The sequence below is a fragment of the Candidatus Zixiibacteriota bacterium genome, from assembly GCA_026397505.1.
Classification (GTDB): Bacteria; Zixibacteria; MSB-5A5; order GN15; family PGXB01; genus JAPLUR01.
Window position 1 is genome coordinate 1 of record JAPLUR010000122.1, and the last position, 26,643, is coordinate 26,643.

At 48.7% G+C, this 26,643-nt stretch carries 25 protein-coding genes and 2 tRNA genes; 18 read left to right on the forward strand and 9 right to left on the reverse strand.

Annotation, left to right across the window (positions count from 1 at the left end):
• The first annotated feature begins 74 nt into the window (after positions 1 to 74).
• The 7 genes from NT002_12605 to NT002_12635 all read left to right on the forward strand — a co-directional run bounded on the left by NT002_12605 (position 75) and on the right by NT002_12635 (position 8,199).
• A complete protein-coding gene (locus NT002_12605; GenBank protein ID MCX6830099.1) occupies positions 75 to 953 on the forward strand; it encodes a metal ABC transporter permease in 879 nt (292 codons plus the stop codon).
• A 299-nt stretch (positions 954 to 1,252) separates the two neighbouring features.
• The gene (locus NT002_12610; GenBank protein MCX6830100.1) at positions 1,253 to 2,701 is read left to right on the forward strand and encodes an outer membrane protein transport protein; all 1,449 of its coding nucleotides are present in this window, start codon (positions 1,253 to 1,255) and stop codon (positions 2,699 to 2,701) included.
• A gap of 12 nt (positions 2,702 to 2,713) precedes the next feature.
• Entirely contained in the window at positions 2,714 to 3,937 is a 1,224-nt protein-coding gene (locus NT002_12615; GenBank protein ID MCX6830101.1) for an alpha/beta hydrolase-fold protein, read from the forward strand.
• A gap of 62 nt (positions 3,938 to 3,999) precedes the next feature.
• Complete coding sequence (gene bshB1, locus NT002_12620) at positions 4,000 to 4,710, forward strand: bacillithiol biosynthesis deacetylase BshB1 (protein MCX6830102.1); 711 nt, start codon at positions 4,000 to 4,002, stop codon at positions 4,708 to 4,710.
• Between the two features lie 187 nt (positions 4,711 to 4,897).
• Complete coding sequence (locus NT002_12625; GenBank protein MCX6830103.1) at positions 4,898 to 5,926, forward strand: hypothetical protein; 1,029 nt, start codon at positions 4,898 to 4,900, stop codon at positions 5,924 to 5,926.
• Positions 5,923 to 6,981 carry an N-acetylmuramoyl-L-alanine amidase gene (locus tag NT002_12630; protein MCX6830104.1) on the forward strand — a complete coding sequence of 353 codons (1,059 nt, stop codon included), beginning with the start codon at positions 5,923 to 5,925 and terminating at the stop codon, positions 6,979 to 6,981. The genes NT002_12625 and NT002_12630 overlap by 4 nt, the downstream gene beginning before the upstream one ends.
• Before the next feature lie 15 nt (positions 6,982 to 6,996).
• A complete protein-coding gene (locus NT002_12635) occupies positions 6,997 to 8,199 on the forward strand; it encodes a PKD domain-containing protein (protein ID MCX6830105.1) in 1,203 nt (400 codons plus the stop codon).
• A gap of 99 nt (positions 8,200 to 8,298) precedes the next feature.
• Here the strand turns inward: NT002_12635 and selD are convergent, their stop codons facing one another.
• The 5 genes from selD to NT002_12660 form a co-directional block, all read right to left on the reverse strand.
• Positions 8,299 to 9,282 carry a selenide, water dikinase SelD gene (selD, locus tag NT002_12640; protein ID MCX6830106.1) on the reverse strand — a complete coding sequence of 328 codons (984 nt, stop codon included), beginning with the start codon at positions 9,280 to 9,282 and terminating at the stop codon, positions 8,299 to 8,301.
• Between the two features lie 172 nt (positions 9,283 to 9,454).
• Positions 9,455 to 10,453 (reverse strand): tetratricopeptide repeat protein, encoded by a 999-nt coding sequence (locus NT002_12645; protein MCX6830107.1) that lies wholly within the window; start codon positions 10,451 to 10,453, stop codon positions 9,455 to 9,457.
• A complete protein-coding gene (locus NT002_12650) occupies positions 10,450 to 11,481 on the reverse strand; it encodes a bacterial transcriptional activator domain-containing protein (GenBank protein MCX6830108.1) in 1,032 nt (343 codons plus the stop codon). The genes NT002_12645 and NT002_12650 overlap by 4 nt, the downstream gene beginning before the upstream one ends.
• A 47-nt stretch (positions 11,482 to 11,528) precedes the next feature.
• The gene (locus NT002_12655) at positions 11,529 to 12,305 is read right to left on the reverse strand and encodes a zf-HC2 domain-containing protein (protein ID MCX6830109.1); all 777 of its coding nucleotides are present in this window, start codon (positions 12,303 to 12,305) and stop codon (positions 11,529 to 11,531) included.
• Positions 12,302 to 12,886: a sigma-70 family RNA polymerase sigma factor gene (locus NT002_12660; protein ID MCX6830110.1), complete on the reverse strand. Its 585-nt coding sequence runs from the start codon at positions 12,884 to 12,886 to the stop codon at positions 12,302 to 12,304. The genes NT002_12655 and NT002_12660 overlap by 4 nt, the downstream gene beginning before the upstream one ends.
• Positions 12,887 to 13,310: 424 nt before the next feature.
• Between NT002_12660 and NT002_12665 the strand changes: the two genes are divergently transcribed.
• From NT002_12665 to NT002_12680, 4 genes are all read left to right on the forward strand, one after another.
• A complete protein-coding gene (locus NT002_12665) occupies positions 13,311 to 14,057 on the forward strand; it encodes a hypothetical protein (GenBank protein ID MCX6830111.1) in 747 nt (248 codons plus the stop codon).
• A 65-nt stretch (positions 14,058 to 14,122) separates the two neighbouring features.
• Complete coding sequence (murQ, locus tag NT002_12670; GenBank protein ID MCX6830112.1) at positions 14,123 to 15,028, forward strand: N-acetylmuramic acid 6-phosphate etherase; 906 nt, start codon at positions 14,123 to 14,125, stop codon at positions 15,026 to 15,028.
• Between the two features lie 282 nt (positions 15,029 to 15,310).
• Positions 15,311 to 16,414 carry a hypothetical protein gene (locus tag NT002_12675; protein MCX6830113.1) on the forward strand — a complete coding sequence of 368 codons (1,104 nt, stop codon included), beginning with the start codon at positions 15,311 to 15,313 and terminating at the stop codon, positions 16,412 to 16,414.
• Positions 16,415 to 16,692: 278 nt separating this feature from the next.
• Positions 16,693 to 17,388, forward strand: a complete 696-nt coding sequence (locus NT002_12680) for an FkbM family methyltransferase (protein MCX6830114.1) — start codon at positions 16,693 to 16,695, stop codon at positions 17,386 to 17,388.
• Positions 17,389 to 17,460: 72 nt separating this feature from the next.
• Here NT002_12680 and NT002_12685 read toward each other — a convergent pair whose 3' ends face one another.
• Together NT002_12685 and NT002_12690 are read right to left on the reverse strand one after the other, a co-directional pair.
• Positions 17,461 to 18,000 (reverse strand): hypothetical protein, encoded by a 540-nt coding sequence (locus NT002_12685; GenBank protein ID MCX6830115.1) that lies wholly within the window; start codon positions 17,998 to 18,000, stop codon positions 17,461 to 17,463.
• A gap of 1 nt (position 18,001) precedes the next feature.
• Positions 18,002 to 19,165, reverse strand: a complete 1,164-nt coding sequence (locus NT002_12690; GenBank protein ID MCX6830116.1) for a radical SAM protein — start codon at positions 19,163 to 19,165, stop codon at positions 18,002 to 18,004.
• A gap of 240 nt (positions 19,166 to 19,405) precedes the next feature.
• On the opposite strand from NT002_12690, the gene NT002_12695 reads away from it, so the two are divergent.
• On the forward strand, positions 19,406 to 20,233 hold the full coding sequence (locus tag NT002_12695) for a hypothetical protein (GenBank protein MCX6830117.1): 828 nt from the start codon (positions 19,406 to 19,408) through the stop codon (positions 20,231 to 20,233).
• A 55-nt stretch (positions 20,234 to 20,288) separates the two neighbouring features.
• On the opposite strand, the gene NT002_12700 is transcribed toward NT002_12695, so the two are convergent.
• Positions 20,289 to 20,444 (reverse strand): hypothetical protein, encoded by a 156-nt coding sequence (locus NT002_12700; protein MCX6830118.1) that lies wholly within the window; start codon positions 20,442 to 20,444, stop codon positions 20,289 to 20,291.
• Between the two features lie 139 nt (positions 20,445 to 20,583).
• Between NT002_12700 and NT002_12705 the strand changes: the two genes are divergently transcribed.
• From NT002_12705 to NT002_12730, 6 genes are all read left to right on the forward strand, one after another.
• The gene (locus tag NT002_12705) at positions 20,584 to 21,831 is read left to right on the forward strand and encodes a serpin family protein (GenBank protein MCX6830119.1); all 1,248 of its coding nucleotides are present in this window, start codon (positions 20,584 to 20,586) and stop codon (positions 21,829 to 21,831) included.
• A 363-nt stretch (positions 21,832 to 22,194) separates the two neighbouring features.
• A complete protein-coding gene (locus NT002_12710; GenBank protein MCX6830120.1) occupies positions 22,195 to 22,473 on the forward strand; it encodes an RNA-binding protein in 279 nt (92 codons plus the stop codon).
• Positions 22,474 to 22,716: 243 nt separating this feature from the next.
• The gene (pepF, locus tag NT002_12715; GenBank protein MCX6830121.1) at positions 22,717 to 24,609 is read left to right on the forward strand and encodes an oligoendopeptidase F; all 1,893 of its coding nucleotides are present in this window, start codon (positions 22,717 to 22,719) and stop codon (positions 24,607 to 24,609) included.
• Between the two features lie 136 nt (positions 24,610 to 24,745).
• The gene (locus NT002_12720; protein ID MCX6830122.1) at positions 24,746 to 25,402 is read left to right on the forward strand and encodes an FKBP-type peptidyl-prolyl cis-trans isomerase; all 657 of its coding nucleotides are present in this window, start codon (positions 24,746 to 24,748) and stop codon (positions 25,400 to 25,402) included.
• Positions 25,403 to 25,459: 57 nt separating this feature from the next.
• Positions 25,460 to 25,531 (forward strand) — tRNA-Lys (locus tag NT002_12725).
• A gap of 8 nt (positions 25,532 to 25,539) precedes the next feature.
• Positions 25,540 to 25,612 (forward strand) — tRNA-Lys (locus tag NT002_12730).
• A gap of 286 nt (positions 25,613 to 25,898) precedes the next feature.
• Here the strand turns inward: NT002_12730 and NT002_12735 are convergent.
• On the reverse strand, positions 25,899 to 26,489 hold the full coding sequence (locus NT002_12735; protein ID MCX6830123.1) for a hypothetical protein: 591 nt from the start codon (positions 26,487 to 26,489) through the stop codon (positions 25,899 to 25,901).
• Between the last annotated feature and the right edge of the window lie 154 nt (positions 26,490 to 26,643).

Sequence of the window (26,643 nt, forward strand, 5' to 3'; positions counted from 1 at the left end):
CACCATACCGAAATTGTCAGCAGCCACCGCGGCGGGAAAATTGATTCACCCGGGAAAAGCAGAGAGTAACAGGCATGGCTTTTTACGATAGTCTCTATGGATTGATCGGCGGGCTTTTCCCCTATGAATGGGCGCATTCAACCTTTGTACTGCGGGCTCTGATTGGCCTTTTGTTGCTGACACCGCTCTGCGGGGCTATGGGGATAATGGTGGTCAATTTCCGCATGGCCTTCTTTTCGGATACCATCAGTCACTCCGCTTTCACCGGCATCGCCCTGGGTCTCCTATTTGGAGTCAATCCCTGGATCACACTGGTGGCTTTTGGCGTCGTAGTTGGCCTGGGAATAATTCGGGTCAAGAAACATAGCGAGCTGTCAACCGATACCGTTATCGGAGTCTTTTTTTCCACGGTCATTGCCATTGGAATAGCCATAATCAGCGTTCGGCGGGGACTGAGCCGCGACCTGCAATCTTATCTTTTTGGCGATATTCTAACTATAAACGAGGCTGAACTGACCGCCATGATTGCCCTTTTTGTCGTTGCCTTCATATTTATCTGGTTGACTTACAATAAGTTGCTGATGATTGGCCTGCATGAGGATCTGGCTTCTTCAAAGGGGTTCAATACTACCTTATATGAATATGCTTTTTCGGCCATATTGGCCATTGTGGTCACCTTTAGTATCCGCGCCGTGGGACTTCTGCTGGTGACCGCTCTTTTGATACTCCCGGCGGCTTCGGCCAGGAATATGGCCCGTTCCTCGGGGGCTCTTTTCTGGTGGTCAATACTTTTTTCATTGATTTCAGGAGTTCTGGGTCTCGCCGGTTCGCTAATCTGGAATATGGCCACCGGCGCCTCTGTCATACTGGCGGCATCGGCTCTTTTCGTCCTCACCAATCTGGCCAGCTTCATAAGGCACATGAAAGGACGGCATGTTTCCCCGGTAAATTGAAAGGCCTGATTGCGGAATTCATTGATTAGAATGGGGGGCAACTGCGTCTTAGAATAAAGATGAGGACTCTTTAAAGGTATAAATGTCCAATTCCAAAATTTATATAGAGGCCTATATAGAGGCCTTGACAAACGGAAGGGGTTATGGTAACTTCATTTGACTTTTTTGGCCGGTAATAATAAATTGCCGGTCTAACGATAAGAGGTTGAAATAATTACCCCTGCGGGAGATAAAGAGGCTCGTGGGGCCATAAAATAGATAATTCGAAAGTATTTGATTCAATATTGATGGAGATGAGAATGGGAATTTTAAGGTATTTTGCCTTTTTGACCTTGCTTCTGGTATTTCTGTTGCCATCAGCTTTTGGCAGCGGCTTTACTTTTGACGGCAACGGAGTGAAGGCAAGAGGTATGGGCGGGGCATTTCGTGCCGTAGCTGATGATTGGTCGGCAGCCTGCTATAATCCTGCCGGATACGCCCGGATGAAGGATAATCAACTGGCGGGCAATCTGACTATTTTCCATAACCGTTACTGGGTCAAGCCCAATATCCTGTGGGGCGGACAGTATGAAAGCGGTTACATGAACGGTCTGGATATTCCCAATAAACACGAGTATTTGAATATCCCCCAGGGTGCCTTCCTGGCTCGTTTCCCTTTCTGGGGTGAAATTGTGATGGGATTATCCGGTTACCAGGCTTTTGATCAAAACCAGACCTGGCAGCTGTATAAGAACATTCCGGCATACAGCCGTGCCAGTATTCCCGGCACCCAGTATTACATCAACCTTGATGTGGTCGCATTCCAGTTGACTGCGGCCAAGAACTTCATGAATGATCGCCTTTCGGTCGGAATCGGTCTGGCGGTTCTCCGCGGCGATTTGTCTTATGGTGATCTGGTCCTGAGAAGAAATCCGATGCCGGCTCCGATCAGCGATCGTCCTTACGAAAGAGTCCCCGAATGGTATAAGAATGACGGTAATGGCTGGGGAATAGGCTATCGCGCCGGGCTTCTTTATAAAGCGACCGAGAAATTGGATCTCGGCCTGGTTTTTATCGGGAAATCATCAATTGATATTGACGGAACCAGCGAGTTCAAGTTCTATATGGGAGACAATGCCTACCTGCGCGATAACTTCTTTCCCACCACCGAGGAATACCTTTTTGCCGGCGGCGAAGTTGTGGATTTGAATTCCAAATTCAAGACCACCCTTGATCTCCCGGCTTCCATCGGCGGCGGGATTGCCTACAAGGTCAATCAGAAACTGACTGTGGCGCTTGATGCCGAAATGGTTTTCTGGTCTTCGTTCAAAGGTTTTGACTTCACCTTCAGCAATTTCTCCGGCCTAAAAAATCCGCTGTTCCTTCGCGCCAACGATTCTTTATTCAAGACCAACATGGTTGTACCGGTTAAGTGGGACGATGCCGGAAAAGTGATGCTTGGCGCCAATTATAAGGCTTACAGTTTCATAGATGTGAGAGCCGGAGGCTCTTTTGAAAATTCGCCGGTTAACCAGACGACTTTCATCCCGCAGTTTTTCAATCTTGGCGATAAATACACGGTCGGTTTTGGCCTTGGTTTTGCAATCGGCTACTGGAATCTCGATTTCGCCACCAACTATTCTCATCAGAAGGATCTCAAAATCACCGGTTATTCTGATGTCAATGACGATGGTTTGATGGATAACCTGCAGGGCGATTACAGAGCCAATAACTATGAAACCGTGCTCGGTATCTCATACCGGTTTTAGGAGGACCAAAATATGTTAAAAAGAATATGGCTTCTGTTTTCGGTCCTTTTGATCGCGGCTGTGCTTTACAGTTGCAGCGACCGGGGAATCGTCACAGTAGACAACAATTTTAATAAGGGCTCGATATTCACGGCTCAGCACGTCTTCACGCACTATCTCAAACAATCAATGTTCAAGAATATCAGCGATGCCCCGCTGGTTCGGTTCCGGGTCTACCGCCCGTACATAGAGGATGAGAATCAGGTTCCGGGAATACCCTTTCCGGTGCTGTATCTTCTCTCGCCCTATGGAGAAGACGAATTCTTCTATCTTGATAATGGCCTGAAAGAAGTGGCTGACGGTATGATTGCCCGCCACGAAATCAAGCCGATGTGGATCGTCTGTGTCAATGGCTCCAGCGGTTACGGCGGGGCGTTCTATGGTGACACTTACGCCGGCGGCAAATACGCCGAGTTGATTGGCGCCAAATACGGCCTTCCCACCAATGACAGCCTTGGCACTCTGCTGGATTATGTTGACGGCGTTTTCAATACCATCGATTCCCGCGCCACACGGGCCATCTCCGGGGTCGGCACGGGTGGTTATGGCGCCATGAGAATCGCCATTCGTTACAGCGAAAATTTCTCTTCGGTATCAGCCGTTTCGGCTCCGCTCGATTTTAACGGCGCCGGCGGCACCGGCGGTTTTGTCCCGTTATTCCAGCAGGTCATGCAAGTTCAGGGAAGCGCCAATTATCGCTCCCTGGATACTTCCTCTTCCAAGCCGCTGAACAACCTGTTCATTGCTGCGGCCTGCAACTATTCGCCGCACGATACCGGCACTACCGGTGACAGCTTCGTCATTACCGATTCGGCCACCTATTTTGCACCTTTCGGCAGCAGTTCGACCGTCAAGTTTCATCTTCCCTTCGATTCCACCGGCAGCGTTTATGATTCCACCGGTGCCGTTTATCCGATCTGGAATATGTGGCTGAGCAACAATATTGAGAATATTCTGGCCGCCTATCCCGATGCGCTCGATGCCACAGCGATCTTCCTGGCGGCCTCGCCCCAGAGCGATTTCGGATACTTCGATCAGACCCTGGCCTTCCATGACCATCTGACCGGTCTGAATAAAGCTCATCAGTATCTTATGTTTGATGGGTATTCCGGAGTCCCGGCGAGCGGCAACAATTACACCTATGATATGCTGGAGAAAATCCTGAAATTCCACTCGGATCATTTCATTATCCCGTGATGGGTGTAAAATGAAACTCAAAAGCCGGGAACGGGTGTCAGCCCGCCCGGCTTTTTAATTGTATGATAGACGAGAGAAGCTACGATTTAATATCAATCGGCGCCCACCCTGATGATGTTGAGGTCGGCACCGGCGGCGTACTTATTGCGCTCAATAAGAGCGGCTACAAGACCGGCATTGTCTATCTGACCGCCGGTGAGATGGGGACCGGCGGAACGCCCGAAATCAGGGCGGAAGAGGCGGTCAATGCCGCCAGAGTTATGGGTTCCGATCTGATTCACACTTATGATTGGGGCGATGCCCGTCTTTTTGACAGCTATGAAAAACGGATTGAGCTGGCCGGCCTGATAAGAAAGTGCCGTCCCTCGATAATCCTGGCGCCCTACCCTCAGATAGGGCATGGGAAAAGACAGTCGCATCCCGATCATGTTGCTGCCGGGCAGATTGTAATCAATGCTGCCAGCTACGCCACGCTGAAGAAGATGCCGATTCCCGGAGAACCTCACTCGGTCAAACGGGTCTTCCATTATTTTCTCCCGCCCGGGCTGACTCCCAGTTTCGTGGTCGATATCACCGAGTATTTCGAGCAATGGATTGAGGCGCTCAAATGCCATAAGTCTCAGTTTCTCAATCCGGAGAAATCGCGCGATTATATCTGGTCGCTGGAATCGATGGCGCGCTCGTTCGGTTCGCAGGCGGGATGCCGCTATGGGCAGGGGTTCTACCATATCGAACCGATGCGCATTGTCGACCTGTTTGATCTGGTAAAATAATTCTTGACATTTTTAATCCTTGGGGCATCTTAGTAGTAGGGAAACTAAATCTGGAGCCTTGGCCAAGACGCGCCGGTTAATATCCGGTGTTGCATAATAATTTGGGGGAAAGGATGGCCTATGAGCAGTTTCTTTTGATTTGCAGTAAAATATGGCATATTTTGGGCTAACAACACACAAGGAGGAAATGATGAGAATAGCAAATTTGATGGTGATTGGTCTGCTTTTGGGTATCTGCTGGGGTTTGATAGGCTGCTCGGCGAGTGCCGGGGATTACACGATTGAGAAGGTGATCGAGATTGGCCCAGCCGACTGGGTGCCGTTCTTGTGGCCGATCAAATGGTCGCCGGACGGGACGAAGATTTCCTATTTCTACAATGGCTACTTGACGATTTCGGACACTTTGGGCCATTCCCGGCAGGCCTGGAAGGCAAACACCTATCCGCATAAATATGAATGGCTGTCCAACGATGAAATTTTCATGCATCAGCGCTTTTTGGCTGGAAACAGAACCATTGTTCGTTTGAGTATTATTGATATTAACACCGGCCAGGAGCGGATATTAGTGGATAATACTCCAGCAGATTCCAATATGTCGGCCGTACAGGAGGTTGAGGTTAGTGGGCCGGAGCGCACAGTGGAGGGGAATGTATATTATATCAACGAAAAGGTGGCGGGGAAAAGCGCTATCATACCGCAGAGCAAATTTGCGCCCGCCGATAAGGCCTCGTCGGCATCTGACAACCACATATTGCGGTGGGGTGATAAAGGGCTTTACCTGGTTCGCGCCGATATGCAGGATTCGACAAGGCTATCAAGAAAGCCTTACGACTATATACCGTTGCCACCGATAATCAGCCCTGATCACAAATATATAATGGTTGGCGGCACCATTGAGCGTATTGCCGATTCTCAATATATAGTAATGGATACATGCATTACCAATAAGCCTCAAAAAACAGTTGGTTGTGGCTTCATATTCTGTTCCTTCAATCCCAAAGGTAATGAAATATTATTTCAACGTGGATGCGATGATGGTGAATCGTATATAGTCCGCAGCATTGGTACCTTTATCCTTGAAACTGGCAGAATACAAATACTTGATAGCATTATTCACTTGACTGATTGTGCGACTCCAGTCTATGCGCCCGATGGACGCAAAATCGCCTTCCAATCAAACAAGAAAATATATATTATCTATAGGGGGTTGCAATGAATATCCGTAGATTATACAGGAATTCTCTATCAGGTCATATCATTATATTTATTTGTGTCTATTTTTCACTCATATATACTGCATCTGCATTTAAGGTTTGCGTAGACCCCGGACATGGCGGCGAAGATGGGGGTGCACCTTCTGCAATTACCGGTTACAATGAAAAGGATGTCAATTTACAGATTGCCATTTTGCTTAAAGACAGCCTTGAAATGGGATCACTCACGGGTAATTATCGGTTTACCCGTCTTACTGATACTTTTATTCAACTGGAGGACAGGCCGGCAATTGCCAATACCTATGAAGCGGATGCGTTTCTTTCGATCCATCACAATGGCAGTACAAATCCAACGGTGCAGTATTCCTGGGGATATTATTGCAACATGGATACAATACCATACGGGCCTTATGTGGGTTGGACGCGCAAGACTACACCGCACTTTGCGCAGAAAGTGTTATATCTGATTCGCCGCGCATTTCGATATGCATGGAACGAACCTATAGCCCAAAATGAGGCCGTCCTAAGGATGTCATATATGGCTTCAACGATTTCCGAGGCATCTTTCATTTCGCAACCCGCTGAGGCGCAGAAATTTTTCAATAATGAGGACGGCCACCGCGAAAATGAGGCCTGGGCTTTGGTAAGCGCCATATACAGTTATTGGGCGGCCCAGGGCATTGCCTATGTTGATTATATCTATCAGAACCCTGAATATGCTGATTCTTTTGCTTTGAGAGTTGACGGCTGGGATTATAAGGCGCCGTACCGGGATTGTTGGATGCCGGGCGAATATCATGGTCTGGAAGCGGCTCCATTCATTAAAGACGGCTATTATTATCAATTTCATCATTGGGAACACCGTCTTTATTTCTCAGGCGTTTTACTATTTCAAACTACGGACAATCCCTATGAATTTTTCGTAGATCAAGCGCCTGGTGACACCGCTCATTGGTATCGGGCGATTTTCACAGGCGGGCCGTTTGATTTCAATCTGATATACCCCTCGGCCGGCATGACCGAAATCAATAAGAATGACACCTTAACTATAATCTGAATGGCGCCACCGGGGGTGCTTAACTCCTGCTCTCTTTATGTGGAGCTTTCCACAAATAACAAGCGCACCTGGTCCCAAATTGCCGGTCCGCTTCCCTATAACAATGGTATGGGTGCGGCTGCGTCGCCCCCGGAGAGTGTGCCATTAATGCCCAATGTCGGTAAATATCTCTGGCATACGCCCAATATCAATTCCGATAGCTGCTTTCTGCGTATCCGCGGCTCCGACCTCGCAGAAAACAACGGCCAGGTGATTTCGCATCGGTTTAGATTGGGCTGCGCACGTCCATATGCCGACTTTACGCCTATCCATGCCACCGGTGATCGCACGCTGACGATTCCATTCCGCGAATTTTGCTTGAATTCACCTTCGGCCTGGTTTTGGGATTTCGGCGATGGTGGCACATCAACAGCCCCTGATCCAACGCATACATACGGCCCGGGTGTTTATACCGTGACCTTAATAGCCTCGAATCAATGCACGGCCGATACATTAATCAGACCAAACATGGTTCATGTAAACTGCCAAATCCTGCCGGCATTGATTATGACCGATCACACCACCGCACTCTTGAACCATAACATAGTCTTCCGCAACGAGATCATATATACACCACCAATGGAATACTGGTGGGATTTTGGCGACGGTAATCAGGTTACAACAAGCTTGGATTCGGTATACCATAGCTATTCATGCCCGGGATCATATACGATTACCCTGAAAGTGACCGACATGTGCGGCAGCAATCAGCAAACCAAGGTGAATTACATAACCATTACAGCCCCGGCCGGAACGCCCGACACCGACAACGATGGTATCATTAATGCCTGCGACAACTGCCCGAGTGTGGCTAATCCCGATCAGGCCGATAATGACCACGACGGTCTCGGTGATCTCTGCGACCCGGATGACGATAATGATGGAATCCCCGATCTGACCGATAACTGCCCCATGATTGCCAATCCCGACCAGCATGATTCTGATGCCGATGGTATCGGTGATGCCTGCGATTTCATTTGCGGTGATGCCAATAACAATGGTTTAGTCAACATACAGGATGTGTCATATATTCTCAAATTTCTATACCTGGGGGGATCCGCGCCCATGCCGGTTTGGCAGGCAGCCGATGTGAATCATTCCGGCAACCTCAATCTTCAGGATGTCACTTATTTGATAAATTATCTTTACAAAGGGGGTCCGGCCCCGGTGTGTCTGTAATAGGATTCAATCTAATGTTTTGAGGGATGGGCATTATGCCTATCCCTCGTTCAATCATAGATATCAATACAAATTTCGGTTGAATAATGAATTAGTACTTCAGTCGACTGCAATTGCTTTCGCGCCCTTTGCTGTCACTTCACCGATTTCATACACCGGTAATTGCCGCTGCGCCGCCTCACGAACAAAGCCGACCGCATTTTCTTTTGGCAAAGAAATTAAAAGTCCCCCTGATGTCTGCGGATCGAAAAGTATATCGGTCATAGGGACAGACAGGCGGGAGGGTATGGTCACTTTATCTACCAGATATTCGCGGTTGGCATTGCTTCCCCCGGGAATCGCGCCTGATTCGGCATATTTAAGAATATTCGGCAGAAGAGGAAGAGTGTCATAATGAAATACAATACCGATATTGGAAGCAGCGGCCATCTCATAGGCGTGCCCCAGAAGGCCGTAGCCGGTGATATCGGTGGCGGCATGAGCGCAGAACTGCAGCATCAACTCCGAGGCGATATTATTCAGCCGGGTCATCATGGCAGTCACCGCCTCTATATCTTCCGGCGCGGCCATATTGCGCTTAATCGCCGTAGTGATTATCCCGGTGCCGAGAGGTTTGGTCAAGAAAAGTTTGTCGCCGATTTTGGCTCCGGCATTTTTTACAATCCTGTCAATATCAATGATCCCGGTGACCGCCAGGCCGTATTTAAGTTCTTTGTCCTTGATTGAATGCCCGCCGACAATTACCGCTCCGGCCTCGCGAATCTTTGCGGCTCCCCCCAGAAGTATCTTAATCAGGATATCCGGCGGCATGGTGGCCTCGGGGAAACCGACAATATTGAGCGCCGTGAGCGGTTTGCCGCCCATGGCGTAGATATCAGAAAGGGCGTTGGCGGCCGCAATTTGCCCGAAAGCATACGGATCATCGACGATCGGCGGGAAAAAATCGACCGTCTGCACCAGTGCCTGACGTTCGTTTATCTTATATATGCCGGCATCATCCGAAGTCTCAAACCCAACCAGAAGATTGGGATTGGTCTCGGCCGGGAGTTTCTTCAGCAGTTCAGCCAAAAACTTTGGCCCCAACTTAGAGGCTCAACCCGCGCAGGTGACTTCTGCCGTCAGCTTGATTGTAATTTCTTCTTTTTCGTTTTTCATAGACTCTCAGCGAAGATAATCTTAATTAGAGATCAAAGCAATAGTATCATTGGCCGCGGCCAGCCCGGGTTCCACTGCGACTGTGGCAACGCCTCAATTTCTATTTTTGAAGATATCCCAGCCGGCTTCGCTGTTTTCTTCTTATCTCTTTGGGAATATTTTCATAAATCCAGTCTACGTATGCGGCAATACTGTCTTTCTTTTTCTTTGCGCCCAGCTTATCGAATGATAAATCGAGCCAGTAAGCGGCTTCAATGACATTGTAGTAATTTCCCGGTTCCGTCTTTAATCTCTCCAGAATCCTATTATATGTCTCCGTTGCGGGCGAATATTGTCCGCTCTTGAAATATGCTTTCCCCAGAGGCCAGAGAAATGTATTCCCGCTCGGATATTGCTGGGACATCTCGGTCGCCAATGATATCGCCGAATCATAGTCTTTTTCATTGATCCATATCCAGATCAGCGCCGCCCGGGCTGATTTACCCGAAAAGAGTGAGGAATCAATGGCCCATTTGATCTCCTCAATTCCCTGCGCCCGGTCGTCACCGAAAAGGCCAATAGTACGAAGAAACCCCGCTTTGACAGATTTCCAGTAGTGATATGAGCCCAACCCGAGATATAGGTCATATAGGGTGGAATCGGCTTTCAGACCATCCTCATAAGCAGCTTTGGCCTTCATTCCGCTGCCAAGCGCCGCCAGGCTGGATCCGAAACGTGATTCCCACAATGAACGGTAGGCATACTGGTATCCCAGGTACAAATAGCAGAGCGCCGAATCGCGCCTGGAGCAGCCACGCAGTTTTTGTTTGGCAAGATATTGGGTACTATCCAGAAGAGCATTAAACCTGACCCCATAAAGATTTTCCTCGCGGTCGGTCATTTCCGCCTGAAGTACTCCGGCCCGAAAAAGATATCCGGCCGGGTCGGTTGTATCCTCGCGATGCAATTTGTCGTAAATGGCATATGCCGCCGGCCAATCGGTTGCCAGTAAAGCCTCTTCACCGGCCAGTATAGCTTCAATCTTTTCCAAAGAGAGTAATGGCTGCGTCATCGCAGACCCGGCCAGAAGAATGCCGGTCAGAAAAAGAAGATATCTCATCGCAGCTTCTTGGCAAGAGATTCCGCCTTATCCAGAGTCTCGGCGAAATAGGCATTCGCCTTCTTCATCGAGCTATCCGAGATGATTTTATCGATTATTTTGCGGGCCGCTTCTTTATCCCCTTTCTGAAAGAAAATTTCGGCGGCAAGATATTCGACTTCATAGAATCCGAAAGGATCATAAAAAGGGGATTTTTTCCAGGCGGCGCGCAACATCCGCAATTTCCCCTCGGCTTCATCGAGACGGCCGACCGCCATCAGCCCCTGGGCATGATAGAGCAGGCAATAGGGGTCACCGGGATTTAACTCGGCCAGGGAATCGGCCAGACGCAGCATCTCGGCGTATCGCCCTTCGTTCAGATACACCCGGAGAAGCGATTCGCGGGCATTGTATGTCGACAGATAGCCATGCTCGGCCGCCTTGATAATCTCTTCTATTCCCTGTTCGCGGCGGTCGCTGACAAACGGGAGCCAGAGAAAGTCCTTGGATTTAATCGTTTTCCAATAATGATAAGCCCCCAGCCCCAGATAAACATCGTAAAAAGTGCTATCCAGCTCCAGCGTGCGTTCGAGGTGTGAACTGCACTGAAAACCATCCTTGAAAGCCCCCCACCAGTCTCCGTGAAAGGCGCGATGCAATGCCCGATAACCGTGCCCCGCCCCCGTGATAAAATGCCAGTCGGGATTTTCCGGATCGCTGTCTATTCTTTCCTCCGTCAAGGCAATCGCTTTATCGAGAAGATAAGTAACGCTATCTTTGAAACGATCCGTGCGGTATTCCTCGGAAATCGTCTGGTAAACTGTCCCTAATAGAAAATATCCGACCGGATTCTGCGGTTCATTGACCACGATTGCCCGCGCGTTATCGATCGCATTATAATAATCGTAGTGCCATATGTAGCGGGATATCTGCCGGACAAAAGTGTCGCGGATGGCGGTTTCCGAACTGGCCGAGGCAGCAAGAAATAATAGAAAAAGGCAAGTTATAAAGAAAATTGTTGTGAGAGGAACCGAATTCCGCTTTAGCATCGCCGCATAATATCGAGCAGGAGGAATATTAGCAATAGTTTTTTGAGCTATATGGGCCGTACAGTCGCTATGAAGGCGGGTAAATCAATGGTTTTATCTTCAGAAATAGCCATGGCAATAGAATCGCCATGCTTCCAATAGATCATCTGGCAGTCAGCGCAGACATGCCGGAAATACTCCATTCCGGAATAGACGGTTTTCTGGAAATTGGGTAAGACGGTATCGGCGGCACGGCCGAAGAAAAGCGAGACCCTGGCAGACCCATTCTGGTATCGCAGGTGAACATATTTGTGTCCGATGATATCATCATAACCGCCATGCAGCATCTGATACCCCGCTACGCTGTCGCTCAGGGCAAGATGCAGGTTCGAGGCCAGATAGTCCCTTATCTGCGGGAGCGGAATGCCCCTATTATTCTCCATAATAGATAACGGATTTCCTTCCAGATGATGTTTTTCGAAAGGATAAACGTAAGTACGATGGCGGTACAATTGGGAAAGAGAAAGGGCCGAAACCAGAAAGAGTACCAGAATAGCCGCCGCGGCAAAAATTAGATTTTTATTCTTAAAAAAATTTGTAAAAAAACCCCCTGACTCTGGTTCACCTTCCTCAAGACGGGCGAGAATTCTATATTTCAGCTGTTCGGTTATGGTCGGGGAGGTCGCTTTATCGGTGACAAACGTTTTGAACATCGTCTCGAATTCATAGCGCTTCATACAGTCGCGGCAGTTTTCGAGATGCGCTCGGACTTTTTCGGTATCGATTTGATCGGCTTCTTTATCAATTACTTCATAGAGTAGTCTCAGGGCTTCCTGGCATGTCATTTGGCTGCTTCCTTGATAAAACCATTCTTAACTGCGTAATCCCAGAGAGCTTTTTGAAGAAGCTTGCGCCCCCGATGAAGTCGCGATTTAACCGTTCCGATCTGAAGACCGGCGATCTCGGCAATCTCCTGGTAGCTGAATCCCTCCAGAAAGGAGAGCACCACAACCAGCCGGAAATCCTCGGGCAACTCCTCAACGGCTCTCTTAACATCGTCGTCAAAAACCTTGGCAAAGAAATGCTGTTCCGGATTCTCCGCAGGTCCCAGAGCCGATAACTGTCCGAATAAGAAATCATCATCAACATCCTGTAAGTCAACAACCTGTGGCGTCCTCGATTTGGCGCGGTAGTTGTTGATAAAGATATTGGTCATTATCTTGAACAACCACGCCCGACAATTGGAACCTTCTTCGAACTTATCCCAGAAGCGGTACGCTTTAAGAAACGTCTCCTGAACCAAATCCTCGGCCTCATTCTCATTCCGGGTCATCCGGAGAGCAGTCCGATGAAGAGCGTCCAGGTGTATCAGCGCCTGGGCTTCAAACTTACCCTTTTTATTATTTCCCGAATTCAATTCGCTCATGAGAATTCTCTACTCATGGGTCGGATCGGGTAATTCAAACAATTCAATATCATATAACATCTCTGGCCCTCGTCTTGTTCCCTTTTTCGCTGGTGGTAAACGATTACTGGATATATCCATAGAATGGCAGCGAAAACTCCGGCAAAATATCCATATCAATTTATACAGATTCCAGGCAATAATCTGTAAAATATCTTTTGCCTTATTTACAAATAATCGAAATCAGGGTAATTATGCAAGGACAAAAGAGGGTTATCAATATCACAGACTTCTCCGGGTCTCTTGTCGTCTCCTATTATCTTGTCTGACAATGTGTTGCGCCTTGGAATGGATAGGGGTCAGGGTCAGAAGACTCCGGCCGAGAATCCCCTGGGGCAAAATTTCTCTTGAATTGATTGGAAAAAATTCCGATATAGTGATTGATATGAAAAACCTGATTATTTTGGGTCTGCTGGCCTTTTATCTTCTGGCTGTCTGGGGTTGCGATCAGAGAATTACCCCCTCTGAAAAAAATGGCCATTTTCTGCAGGGAGCGTCGGTCAAAAATCTGGACAATGATTCGGTTGTGGTTGAAGCCAAAGTCAAGCGCAATGATACTATCCTGACCACGGCGCTCATTCGTATCAAAAATGACACGCTGAAATATGTCGACAGTTTTTATCTTAAATCATATCCGGCGGCCGATTCAATCCCTCAGGGGAGTTACCATCTAAGATTGACCGACCCGGGTATCCGCGATGATTCCGTTTCTTTTTACCAACCAGCCGATTTTTCCATTTATTCGATTGTACCCGATACTCGGCTGAATCCGGGCGGCAGCCGGCAGGTGAAAATATCCTGGTTGACCTCGGCCGGAAGCAACGGTTATGCTTTCGGTGTAATTCGACGCGATCTAATTTATCATGCCACCGGCTTTAAGCAATTTGTGACCACCGGGACCACCTCGGTTACTATCCCCCCAGATGCTTTTCGTCTCTCAGGAAATCTCGACACCGGATGGTATTATATTTATGTCTATGCCTATTATGGCGCGCCGATTGCCAGCCATAATCTGCCTACTTCCTTCCCAACCGGAATCGACCCCAATATTGCCCGGTACAATTTCACCGGAAGCTGGGGAGCGATTACGGTAACTCGGCGGGATTCAATGTACATAACCACCTTGCCATAGATTTTTCCGAATTCTCTTTGCTTCAATGCCGATATTTTCCTTAATTCCCTTTTATGGATGATTCTGTGCGCAAGAATTTGGTGGATATTCTTTCCCATCTCGATACCGAGCAGGTCAATTCCGATACGACCGATATCGACACCCTCTCGCCGCTGGATATTGTCACCCGAATAAACAACGAAGATAAGAAAGTTGCTCTTGCCGTCGAAAAAGTCCTGCCCGAGATCGCCCGGGCGGCGGAGATAGCCGCCCGAACATTGAAAAACGGGGGACGGATTATCTATATCGGCGCCGGGACATCGGGAAGACTGGGTGTTCTTGATGCTTCCGAATGCCCTCCTACTTTCGGCACCGACCCGAAACAAATAATCGGCCTGATATCCGGCGGATATGAAACCCTGATTCTCTCCAAAGAGGGGGCTGAGGACCGAACCGACTGGGCGGTGGAGGATTTGAAAAAAGTGAATCTAAGCAGAAATGATTTCCTCATCGGTCTGGCTGCTTCGGTGCGGACACCTTACACTATTGCCGGTTTAGAATATGGGGCATCTATCGGATGCCGGACTGCCTTAATAGCCTGCAACAAAGCTGACATATTAGTGATGAAACCGGATATTCTGATAATTCTTCCGGTCGGCCCGGAGGTAATCACCGGCTCGACCCGGATGAAATCTGGTACGGCCCAAAAGATGACCCTCAATATGATAAGCACGACTGCCATGATTCTTCTGGGGAAGACCTATGGGAACCTAATGGTTGACCTTCAGGCCCGCTCCGAAAAGCTGGCCGCCCGGTCAAGAAAAATATTGATGGAGTTTCTCAATATCAACTATGACAATGCCGACCGGCTGCTGAAATCGGCGGGAGGCTCGGTCAAAACGGCTTTGGTGATGCACCGGCTTGGGGCTTCAAAAGTAGAGGCGGAGCAAAAACTGACTGAAGCCGGAGGGTTTCTTAAGAAATTGATTTAATCCGGTGGCGGCCATGGCCCGGTTGGGATAAGTTATCCCGGTTTTCCAAAAAGGGGAGGGGTAGCAAAAAAATTCAATTTTTCCACTTGTTTTTTATATCCCGGGTCTCCTTTATTTAGTGCGCGGCGTTGTTATTCAACATCGAGACTCAGCGAGTGATTATCAGCGATAAATTGTCGGGATTTTCCCGATAGGCATGTTTGACATTACATGATAAATCTGAAACTGGTTGTTGGTATATGACAATCATCAACAAACAATATCTAACCCAGGGGGAGAAATATGTCAATATCGGCGGTCATTGAAGTCACGATCGGGTTGGCTTTTATCTACCTGCTCTTAAGCCTTCTTGTCAGCTCGGTAAATGAATGGTTTGCGCAGGTTTTCAAGACCCGGGCCATAGCGCTGGAAAAAGCCATAAAAGGTCTTCTGAAAGATCCTCCGGACACCGGTTCCGGGAAAGCGAATCCCAACTCTCTGGGGGAGCGGTTTTATGACCACCCGGTCATAAAAGCATTCTGCGAGGAGAAGTGGGAAAAAGGCGGTTCAAAGTCAACAATCAAGCGAAAGCCCTCATACATTCCCGCCCGCACTTTCGCCATGGTTGTCTTTGATCTTATTTTCCCCGGAGAAGATGTTTCCGCAAAATCGCCGCAGGTTCTGACGGATATGATTGACAAAGCGAATATTCATCCCGATTTGAAAATTGCCCTCAAGACATTCGTAATATCGCGTGCGGCGAAGGCGGACAATCTGCGCAAAGAAGTTGAAGATTGGTTTGATGAGACCATGGGCCGGCTGAATGGTTGGTACAGCCGCAAAGCCAGATTAATATCGTTTGCGATTGGAATAGTATTGGCGGTGGGACTCAATATCGACACGATGGTCATTGCCGACTCCCTCTGGCGCGACCCTTCGCTACGGGCCGGCGTTACCAGCTATGTTGAGTCGCACTGGCAGGAATACGAACCTGCGGCATCAAATGAAACTGGTGACAGCATTGAGGTAAAAAAATTCCCAATTACACTACCCGGGAGAACGGCAGTTCCAATGAGTGATTCACTTCGCGCAGGAAAGCGAATCCAACAGCTCACTACCGCTCTGGCCGCGGTGAAACTTCCGATTGGAGGATATCGAGCTCATTTTAAAGAATCCGTCGCTAAGGCGGAAAGAGACAAGGGCAGCGGCACATGGGCTGCGATTAAGTTCACTCTCAATTGGGTTCTGGAGCATCTGCTGGGCTGGTTGATGACTGCTGTCGCAGTTTCGCTGGGGGCGCCGTTCTGGTTTGATGTTCTGAAGAAGTTCATCAATCTCCGCTCCGCCGGTTTGGTGCCGAAAACATCCAAGGAGGAGGAAGCGGCAGTAGCAGCGAAGAAGCCATAAACGTCGTTCGATGTCGCCGGTTGCAGATCGAGACCCTTCAGGAGTTCGGATATCATGCGACGCTGAGAATGTCATTGAACCCCTTTCAGCTCCATATTCTTCGGAGCTTTAAGGGGTTTTTCATTCTAAAAACAGGCCATATTAATGAAATCTTCTTGCCAATTGATATCCATCATGATTCATTATCCATGAAAGCCGATGATAAAGTCTAAAGTGCCAAATGGCGATTTTGCGGAGAAACTAATGAATCATTTCAGGCCCTTCTTCTTGATTCGCCTTTGTCTGATTCTGAAAGGAAAATCCCCGGCGGAAAACTCTATAATGCATCAAGAGAGAAAATTCTCATGAATGAAAGGCTGTATCGCAAAACCAGAATTTGGGGATTTAATTTTAACCACGTGGCTGAGGTTGGCGTCTATCTGCCGGAATCATCCAATATTCTCGGATTTATTAAAGATGGTGTCCGGGCCGATTTATTCGAGCCGGATCCCGACTGTATAGAGAAAATAGAAGACTATTTCAAAAATAATTCGAATGTTCGGATATTTCCATATGCCATTTATGCTGAAAACGGGCCAATTCGGCTGTATCGTGACGGCGCATCGACCTTTGTCGCGGACCTGAAAACTTCTCCGGCGCTGGCCAACGACCAATACCAACCGGCGCCGGAAGATATATTTTATGCCGAGGCCCGCATTTTCAGTGACTTTGATGACGGTACAATCGATCTCCTGAGTATTGACACCGAAGGGTGTGAATGGTATGTCCTTATGCACCTCAAGAGCCGACCGCTGGTCATATCTCTGGAAACCGGGTGGAAGAAGTACCGGAATCCATATCTTCCCCAGATTGAAAACTGGATGAGCGAAAATGGCTACCGAAAGTGGTACCGGGACAGGTCCGATACTGTATATTTGAGACAAGATATCAAGGTCAATCCACTGAGGAAAATATTCCGTCTCATCAGAGGCTGAAACGCAGAACCAGATTCATATTTCACGAAATTTATGACCGGGGCGACCGCCCGGCCGCCCGAATATTCCACTCTAAAATACTCCCTGCGCTTTCAAGGTATCAATGAATTTCTGCATCAGGCTGTCCAGAAAAATGCCGTAGTCGGAGTGTTTTTGGATGGCCTCGATTGCTTTGACATACGGCCCACCAGTACTATGCGCGGCGCTGTCAAGAGCCTGAACAATCTGTGAGGTGAACAAACTGTCATCATTCTGATATATATATTCATAGCCGACATTCAGTGAGTCGTTGTATCCGTCAAGATTCAGTATGGTGGAATCATTCTCCGGATAATGAAATGTCAGAGCCTTATCATGCTCCAGTGCGATTTCATTTCTGGCGAACACCCGGTTGACAACCGCCCTGGCCTCGTTTTCGGTCACCATTCCGGGTGGCAACGGCGGCGGGCCGGTCACCCCGACACAATTGCAGGAATCCAGAAATGTCGCCATTAGAGCCGCTGCCAGGCTTCCTTTAATAATCTTAATTGATCTGGGCTCAGGTTTGGAATGATAGATTCCCCCGGGATATCGCGGCAGTGTATATTTCCTGATTATTCTGATCCTTAACATTTTATATCCTCCCTTCCATAAGACAATCTTCCATATATGATGATATCGGAAATGATTTCTCGTAGAACTTTCTCCTAAATAAGGCGACATTATTTTTCCAGAGTTTGTTGGCCATCTTATCGACTATCGGCATCAGCATCCGCTCATGCTCGCAAATTATCGGCGGGATTCTGTTCAGCGCCCCGGTGGCGCGCCAATTGACACATCCGCAATAAGTGGCGCAACGGCCGTACAGAGCACAACCGCGGCATGATTCTTTGTCCAGATAGTTCTGCCCCACGAAACGCCGGCGCTGCACCTCATCAAAACCGTTCGTTACGTCGCCAATGGAATTTTCACGGAATGATTTATCATCGGTGCCGATAAACTGCACGCAGGGGTAGATTTTCCCCGAGGGGGCAATGGCAATCTGCGTATTGGCCAGATCGCAGAGGTCGCCCTGGCCGTATGGTTTCTGCGCCCGGGTTTTGATCCGCTCGTCAAACGGGCTATAGAAAATCTTCTTCCCCGCCGTCAGACTGCGGTAATAGAATGCTGCCAGTTCCCGGTACTGTCTCTCAAGTTCTTTCAGGTGCTGATTTTCCCACCCGGCGGAATAATCGAGTGTCTGCAGGACATATCGAAATCCCTTACCGAAGAGGTCCATCGTACCTGCGGCAACATATCCTACTGTCTCCGGGACAACCACCGACACAGCAATGGTGTAGGGATTGACGGCAAAGATATTGGCCAGCTTGTCGGCGATCATACTGTACGAACCGCGACCATCGGCAAAACAACGGCTGCAATCATGCTGTTTCTGATTACCATCGAGACTCAGGACAAAATATATTTCGTTTTCTTTCAGAAATTCCAATATCTCCGGCTTTAGAAGAGTCCCGTTGGTGCTCATGCGGAATTCAATCCTGCGGCCGAATTTTCCCCGGCTGTATGCGACGATCGCTTTCATCAGGTCAAATTCCTTCAATGGCTCACCGCCGAAAAAGGTGATGACACAGCTGCCGTCGGATTGGTCGCGCAGAAAATCGACCGCCCGTTGGGCGGTTTCCCGGTTCATCGATTTATTCACTTTTTCGCCGGTATAGCAATAGCGGCATCGCAGATTACAATTGTGAGTCAGGCAGAGCGCCGCAAATTTGACTCTTGAAAGATATATTTCTGCCATAAATAACTGCCTGTTTTGAACCTTTCAACGGGCCGGTTGTCAAAAGAAACAGGAATTCAACTCTTTCAATATGCGAAATAGCAATGGGCGTTTCAACACTAAAGACGAAATCAAGGGGAAAATTGTGCAGAGTGGTGGAAGACTGTCCGGTCGAGGCCGCGACCTTCCCGGTTGCAAAAAGAACTGTTGCCAAAATAGCCTGAATCTTTATATTTTATATAAGACTAGGAGGATTTGAATATGCGCTTTTCCCATTATAGAAAATCGCCGCGCAAATTGAGCGACCGAATCAATTCCCTGCTGCGACCATTTGTTCACACCTTTTGTTTCGGCTTCATACTGGTTCTGCCGTTTGGCATTTATCGCGGCAATCCCGATTCAACCAGTGTCGTTCTTTCGGGGCATATCGGCACCGGGCAATATGCTTCCGTAATCCGCGAGTGCGGCGAACCGGTGGCCGCCCAAAAAAATACTTTCAATGATTACGCTCTATCCGCTCATCTGGCCATTCCGCCGCGTCAGAATTCGCCGATTGTGATCGGCATTGCCTGGGGGGGCTGGCGCTCCGAATCGTACCGCTATCCGATCCGTCAGAGTGACATGAACAACGGCGATTCCTTCATGCCTTCTCCGCCCCGGCCGGTTAGATTCAATTACGTCAACCCCAGCATCAGTCTGGAGACCCGTCAAGCAGGTATCGGTTTCGGCTTTATGTCGGGACGGCGGCCGCTGAATCTTTCGCCCGGCCACGAGGATATGGCCTTTGACGGCTCATTTCATTTGCGTTTCGGCAATCCCCGGTCTATTTGTTTCATAACCAGTTACAATGAAAATACTCCTCTGGTTTCCGGAGGAGGATACTATGATATCGGTGTCGTTTCCACCAATCAAAAATTGGCCAGTTTCTATTTTGGGTTTTCCGGCGGTCTTTATGATTCGCCGGGGTTCTTGTACCAGATGCAACTTCCGCTTCAGAAACATCTTTCCGCCAGTGCCGCCCTGCGTTATGGTCGGGTCCACGGAGTCGAGGAATTGGGCTTTGCTGCCGGTCTGAAAGGCAGTTTTTAGAGCTAGAATAATAATATTGGAAATAACAACGTCGAATAGGGCGGGCGTGTCCGCCCTACCAATCAATCGCCTTCACAAGCTCCACCGTTGAATCGGCCGTGCTGTAATTGACCGTAAAACCACGCTTCTCGAATACCGAAATCATCGGGCAGTTATCGGCGGTGGTTTGCGCCACAATCCATTTCGGTTTACACTGTTTGGAAAACTCCATGGGGAGGCTTCAGTTCCAGCCAGATATTAATTTGCATTGCACAAAATTGCTGAAAACAATATCTTTAATTTAGATAATATGAACCTCTCGCCCTTCCTCTCCGACATTTATTATATAAGATGTTAGCAAGTGAGGAATTATGAGGAAAATAATTAGACTTCTGGTTTTAACGGCCCTGACCCTGTGTGGCCTTTCCTGCTCAGATTCGGCTGCTCCAGTTCAGCCGGCCAAGCCGCCGCATCAGAATCCCCCGATCGAGTTGACCGCCGCCGATAAAAGTCTGGCGGAATCAACCAATCGGTTCGGTTTTAACCTGTTCCGGGAAATCTCGGCACGGGAACCGGCCGGGAATAACATTTTTGTCTCGCCGTTATCTGTCTCCTATGCGCTCGGTATGACACGCAACGGCGCCGCCGGAACGACCCGCGAAGCCATGAACAAGACTCTTGAACTGGCCGGACTAACCGACCGGGAGATAAACGAAGCATATCGGAACCTTACCAAAATTCTTACCCGGCTTGACCCGACCGTCGCATTCAAGATCGCCAATTCTATCTGGTCGCGGATTGGGAAAACGATACAGCCCGAGTTTGTTACCCTGAGCCGGGATTATTTCGATGCCACGGTAAAAGAGGTTGACTTTCTTGCTCCGGGAACGGTCGATTCCATCGACAATTGGGTTAATATTAACACCAACGGCAAGATAAAGGAGATATTCAAAGGCGGATTGCCGGCCGATGTGGCCATGCTACTGATGAATGCCATCTATTTCAAAGGAACCTGGACCCATCTCTTCGACAGTGCCGAATCTTATGACGGCGCCTTTTATCTGAGTGATAGTACCGAAATTTCAAGCCGGATGATGGCGCGCGAGGATACTCTTCTGTACTTCGCCAATGACTTGTTTGAAGCAGTCGATCTTCCTTACGGTGATGAAAATTTCAGTATGGCGATACTTCTCCCTTTGCCATCGGTGACACCGGAGCAAGTGGCAGCGCAGTTAAATGACGCCAACTGGGCGGTCTGGAGAAAAAGCTTTTACAAGGCGGTGATGCCGATTGCCATGCCGCGATTCAGATTCGAGTATGGGGTGAAACTGAATGATGCACTCCAGGCGCTCGGGATGACCATTGCATTCGGCGGCGGGGCCGATTTCAGCAAGATGTTTGTCGATGGCGTGGGATGGATAGATCAGGTTAAACATAAAACCTTCGTCCAGGTCGATGAAAACGGCACCGAGGCGGCGGCTGTGACGGCCGTGGTGATGATTGACAGTTTCAATCCGGGCATGCTGATCAACCGGCCGTTTATATTCCTGATACACGAGCACCAGTCGGGAGCCATTCTCTTTATCGGCAAAATCGCCCGGCCCGTCTGGAATGAATAAGCCTGATGCTTGAGAGACCTCACGCAGTGCGACTGCCCCGGAAATCAGGTTTTACCATTTCGGCATGATGCGGCGATAATCCCGGGGAAATTCCTAATCAGGACATAACCCCACTGCTTTTGTGTCGTGAAACCGACTATTCCAAAAAATTCTATCTGATTTCTGATTTTGGACTGGACAAACGGAGAAGAGTTGTATAGATTCCATGCCGTTACTGGAAGTTGTTAGTATAGCATAGATTTTGACCACATTTCGGAAACAATCAAATTTGCGGGCACGATCAGGCGATTTTATCCATTTTTGAATCAGGAAATTCTCTTTGTTTATTAATCACCTTAGATACATTATTTTCAGGAGTCTATGATGAACATCTATGTCGGGAATTTGTCATTTGAGACAAGCGAGGATGATTTGCGCAGAGTCTTTGAGGAATTCGGTCAGGTCGCCAATGTGACCATTCTCAAAGACAAATTCAGCGGGAAATCACGCGGTTTCGGATTTGTCGAAATGCCCTCCAGTGAAGAAGGGCAGGCGGCTGTCACGGGTCTGGATGGAAAAGAGATCCAGGGGCGGGCTCTCAAAGTAAATGAGGCGCGTCCGAAGGCCGAGCAGACCGATGACGGCGGAGGTCGCCGTATCTAAAACGGTTCCTGACTGAGCGCGGTCGGACAGGTTCTATATTTTCGGGGGCGTTCTTATATACGCCCCTGGTTTTTGTGTGTAAATAAGGCGATACTTCATATCAGATAATTTCACCCTCTTTTGAACCCCTCCACATCAAAAACTGAAAACCTCCGCTTGATATTCTGCGTATTTGTAAGATATTAGACAAACTTATGCGTTATGCATATATCATATTCAACCCAAAGACAGGGAGACTACCTGATGTTCATGCGCAAGGCAATCTTCGCCATCCTCATTCTAACCTTGGGAGCGACAATGGCTATGGCACAAGCTGAAAACGCCGCACCGGTCAAAGCGGCCCCTACCCGCGATCAGATCGACGCCAAATATAAATGGAAACTGGAAGACCTATTCCCCTCCGATGAGACTTGGGAAAAGGCTTTTATTGAAATCAAAGGACGTATCCCCGAATTTGCGGCCTTTGAGGGAAAACTGGGCAGTTTCTCCGAGACACTCGCCGGCTGTCTTATGCTTAATGATTCGCTCAGCTCTAATTTCCACCGCCTCTTTGTGTATGCTTTCCTCAAAAAGGATGAGGACACCAGGGTCTCCAAATATCAGGAAATGGGCGACCGGATTTCGGCCGTCGGCACCGATTTCAGTCAAGCAACCGCTTTCATCGAGCCGGAGATACTCGCCTTGCCCGATGATACTCTCAAATCATTTCTGAATTCCGATTCCCAACTGGCCGTCTATCGATTCTATATCGAAGACCTTATTCGTCGCAAAGCACATATTATGTCGAGCGAGGTGGAGAACCTTCTGGCCATGACCGGAAATGTCACTCGGAGCTTTATCCAGTTGTTCTCCATGATCGATGACGCCGATATCAAATATCCGCCGGTCAAAGATGAAAAAGGAGAGATGATCGAGCTGACCAAAGAGCGTTATGGGGTTCTTCTGGAGTCACCCAATCGGCAGGTTCGCAAAGATGCCAGCGATGCTTATAACAACGCTTATAAGGCCTATCTCAATACTCTGGCTACCAATCTCAGTTCCTCTATCAACGCCGATCTATTCTATACGAAGGCACGCAAGTACAGCACCTGTTTGGAGCGAAGCCTTGATGGTTACAATGTTCCGACGGCAGTTTTCCATAATCTGATCGATGCGGTCAATAAAAATCTTGCCCCTCTGCACCGTTATACCGCCCTCCGCAAGAAAGTCCTGAAACTGGATACCCTTTACACCTATGATATGTGGGTTTCGCTGGTGCCGGAAGCCAAAATGGAATTCCCCGACTACGAGAAAGCCAAACAGACCCTGATTACGGCGTTGAAGCCGATGGGGAAAGAGTATCTGGAAAATCTCAATATGGCTCTTGCATCGGGTTGGGTCGATGTCTATGAAAATCAGGGAAAGGTCAGCGGCGCCTACAGCTGGGGGACCTACTCGGTGCATCCCTATATCCTGCTCAATTACGCCGGAACACTCGATAACATCTTTTCGCTGGCGCACGAACTGGGGCATGCCATGCATTCCCATTATACCAATAAGAACGAACCGATCACCTATGCCGGGTATTCCCTTTTCACCGCCGAGGTGGCCTCGACCTGTAATGAGGCTATCATGATCGACTATTTGATCAAGAACGCCAAGGACAGAGACCAGAAGTTGTACCTCCTCAATTATTACATCAACCAGATTATCGGGACTTTTTACGGTCAGGTGCTGTTTTCCGAATTCGAGCTTAAAATCCATGAAATTGTGGAATCTGGCGGCGCATTGTCGGCCGAGTCGATGCGCAAGATGTACCGCGAAATCTATCAAAAATATTACGGCCCCGACCTGGTGATGGAGCCGGAAAAAGATATGGGCGGCCTTCGCATATATCATCTCTACCGTCAATATTACGTCTATCAATATGCCACCGGCTATGCCGCGGCACAGACGCTGTCGCGGAAGATTCTTGACGGCGAGAAAGGCGCCCTCAATTCTTACCAGAGTTTTATCAGCACCGGAAGTTCCGACTATCCGATTAATATCCTCAAGAAAGCGGGAGTCGACATGAACACCCCGGTGCCGGTGGAAAATGTGACGAGAATATTCTCGGAATTGGTCGACCAGTTCGAGAAACTGCTTCTGGAAAAATAGCTGTCGAAATCGACCTGAAACCGGGGGTGGATAGCTCATCCCCGGTTTGTTATTGGCCCGAATACCCCACTGGACAAATCGCCGCCGATTAGTTATATATACCGGGCACAATTGAACCAAATGAAGGAGTTCTGATATGTTTCTTTCTGTAGTATTTGTCTGGCTGATGCTGGGCTTTACGGTCGCAGCCCCCAAAGCCGACAGCGGCAAAGCGGCCGTGGAAATGCAAAAAGTTTCTGATACGATGAAGGCCAAAGCGGCCGAGGAGATTAAGGTCGAGGCCGAGGCCAAGAAACTTGAGACTGAGGCAGGCGCGCTAAAAGTGGCCGATACCGCCAAGGCCAAGGTTGAGGAAAAGAAGGCCGTCGAGATTAAGAAGATAGAAGCCGATTCCACCCTGAAAGCGGTCAAAGCCGAAAAAGCCAAGGAAATGGGGAAAAAGATGGAAGGCAAGGAGACTACTACGGCTTCCGGGCTGAAATATATCGACATGGTCGTTGGTAAGGGCCCCTCTCCGAAATCCGGCGATACGGTTTCGGTTCATTATACCGGCTGGCTTCTTGACGGCAAGAAATTCGACAGTTCCCGCGACCGTAACGAGCCATTTGAATTCCAGATCGGCATGGGCAAGGTGATAAAGGGATGGGATGAGGGCGTTATGACCATGAAAGTCGGCGGGAGACGGAAACTGATTATTCCTCCCGCATTGGCTTACGGCGAGCGCGGCGCCGGCGGTGTAATTCCCCCCAATGCTACGCTCATGTTCGATGTCGAACTGCTTGGCATAAAATAAGAAAAACGGCTTGACATAAGCGGCCGACCGCATATTTTTGTGTCACCCCGAAAGCACGGGGGTGTAGCTCAGTGGTAGAGCATCTGCCTTTTAAGCAGGTGGTCGAAGGTTCGATCCCTTCCACCCTCATATAGAATGCGCCATTAGCTCAGTTGGTAGAGCAGCTGACTCTTAATCAGCGGGCCAAAGGTTCGAGTCCTTTATGGCGCATTTTTTATTGGTGCCAAAGATCCCCTTTTCATGTCATTCTGGCGAAAGCCAGAATCCATATTAAGTGTGCGGCCCGCCGGGGCGGGTCCTTGTCTGCCGTCTTGCCCGAACGAAAATCGGCAACCGGGAGGTCTGCCATGCACCGCATGAGGTGAATCTCTGGATGCTGGATCAAGTCCAGCATGACAATAACGTGGCGATAGTGGCACAAGAACATATTTGTCCCAAGATGCCCTCACAACTGTCAAATGTTGGGGTCGGAAAAATGGGTTTGTTTCTTCGATTTTTAAAATGTTTCATTGGAATCGGGGGGTGATTTTGCTTTTTGACCTTGTTGAAGGAGGCGGAGGAGTGTATAAGCGCGGGTCAGCTGGCGATCGAGGCGCATTTCGTAACGGAGAATGTTGGTATTGAAAGATTCCGTGGGGATTGATTTGGCACCGACCTTATTATTAATGACGCGGGCTTTATCTTCGGGCGAGATCGAATCATTATCGGGGTCCTCGATATTATCCACAAAGCCATGGCCGCTGACAAAGACAAGTTTATTGTCAATTTGCTCGAGCTGGTTGGTGATTTGGGCGGATTCGGCGGCGATCAGGCGGCGGGAACGCCAGAGAGAGTTGACGATTTTGCGGACAAGGTGTTCCTGGAGAAGGGTTTGAGGTTTAAGTTCCTCGAATAATGAGGATAGAAGTTGCTCATATTCGGCGGGATCTTCTTTGAGGCGGGGTGAATTGATAATAATATCGGCCGAATAAATGCCGTGTTTGACGGCATTGTGGCCGACGGTTTCCTTGCCCTGATCGGTCTTGGGGCCGGTGGATTTTTGAGCGTTGGCGCGATTGGCGATAAGTTGTTTTTCGCTTATTGACATATTTTCATACTCCTATTAAGGGGGTATGGAGCAAAATCACCATCGATTCGATACAGATTTTGTATTGCGGTGATTGAATGGCAAGGGGATAGGAAGGAAATATTTGTGAAATTGCGGGGTAAATGGATTGATATTGAGGCGATCAAGCAAAAAT

Excerpts from the sequence above, each read along its gene's own strand:
- bshB1 (MCX6830102.1), top strand. The coding sequence starts at position 4,000 with ATGATAGACGAGAGAAGCTACGATTTAATATCAATCGGCGCCCACCCT.
- NT002_12705 (MCX6830119.1), top strand. The coding sequence starts at position 20,584 with ATGAGGAAAATAATTAGACTTCTGGTTTTAACGGCCCTGACCCTGTGT.
- NT002_12660 (MCX6830110.1), bottom strand. The coding sequence starts at position 12,886 with ATGAGCGAATTGAATTCGGGAAATAATAAAAAGGGTAAGTTTGAAGCC.
- NT002_12695 (MCX6830117.1), top strand. The coding sequence starts at position 19,406 with ATGCGCTTTTCCCATTATAGAAAATCGCCGCGCAAATTGAGCGACCGA.
- NT002_12700 (MCX6830118.1), bottom strand. The coding sequence starts at position 20,444 with ATGGAGTTTTCCAAACAGTGTAAACCGAAATGGATTGTGGCGCAAACC.
- NT002_12610 (MCX6830100.1), top strand. The coding sequence starts at position 1,253 with ATGGGAATTTTAAGGTATTTTGCCTTTTTGACCTTGCTTCTGGTATTT.
- NT002_12650 (MCX6830108.1), bottom strand. The coding sequence starts at position 11,481 with ATGCTAAAGCGGAATTCGGTTCCTCTCACAACAATTTTCTTTATAACT.
- NT002_12625 (MCX6830103.1), top strand. The coding sequence starts at position 4,898 with ATGATGAGAATAGCAAATTTGATGGTGATTGGTCTGCTTTTGGGTATC.
- NT002_12615 (MCX6830101.1), top strand. The coding sequence starts at position 2,714 with ATGTTAAAAAGAATATGGCTTCTGTTTTCGGTCCTTTTGATCGCGGCT.
- NT002_12690 (MCX6830116.1), bottom strand. The coding sequence starts at position 19,165 with ATGGCAGAAATATATCTTTCAAGAGTCAAATTTGCGGCGCTCTGCCTG.
- NT002_12685 (MCX6830115.1), bottom strand. The coding sequence starts at position 18,000 with ATGTTAAGGATCAGAATAATCAGGAAATATACACTGCCGCGATATCCC.
- NT002_12645 (MCX6830107.1), bottom strand. The coding sequence starts at position 10,453 with ATGAGATATCTTCTTTTTCTGACCGGCATTCTTCTGGCCGGGTCTGCG.
- NT002_12605 (MCX6830099.1), top strand. The coding sequence starts at position 75 with ATGGCTTTTTACGATAGTCTCTATGGATTGATCGGCGGGCTTTTCCCC.
- pepF (MCX6830121.1), top strand. The coding sequence starts at position 22,717 with ATGTTCATGCGCAAGGCAATCTTCGCCATCCTCATTCTAACCTTGGGA.
- NT002_12655 (MCX6830109.1), bottom strand. The coding sequence starts at position 12,305 with ATGACATGCCAGGAAGCCCTGAGACTACTCTATGAAGTAATTGATAAA.
- NT002_12735 (MCX6830123.1), bottom strand. The coding sequence starts at position 26,489 with ATGTCAATAAGCGAAAAACAACTTATCGCCAATCGCGCCAACGCTCAA.
- NT002_12675 (MCX6830113.1), top strand. The coding sequence starts at position 15,311 with ATGTCAATATCGGCGGTCATTGAAGTCACGATCGGGTTGGCTTTTATC.
- NT002_12710 (MCX6830120.1), top strand. The coding sequence starts at position 22,195 with ATGAACATCTATGTCGGGAATTTGTCATTTGAGACAAGCGAGGATGAT.
- NT002_12665 (MCX6830111.1), top strand. The coding sequence starts at position 13,311 with ATGAAAAACCTGATTATTTTGGGTCTGCTGGCCTTTTATCTTCTGGCT.
- NT002_12720 (MCX6830122.1), top strand. The coding sequence starts at position 24,746 with ATGTTTCTTTCTGTAGTATTTGTCTGGCTGATGCTGGGCTTTACGGTC.
- NT002_12630 (MCX6830104.1), top strand. The coding sequence starts at position 5,923 with ATGAATATCCGTAGATTATACAGGAATTCTCTATCAGGTCATATCATT.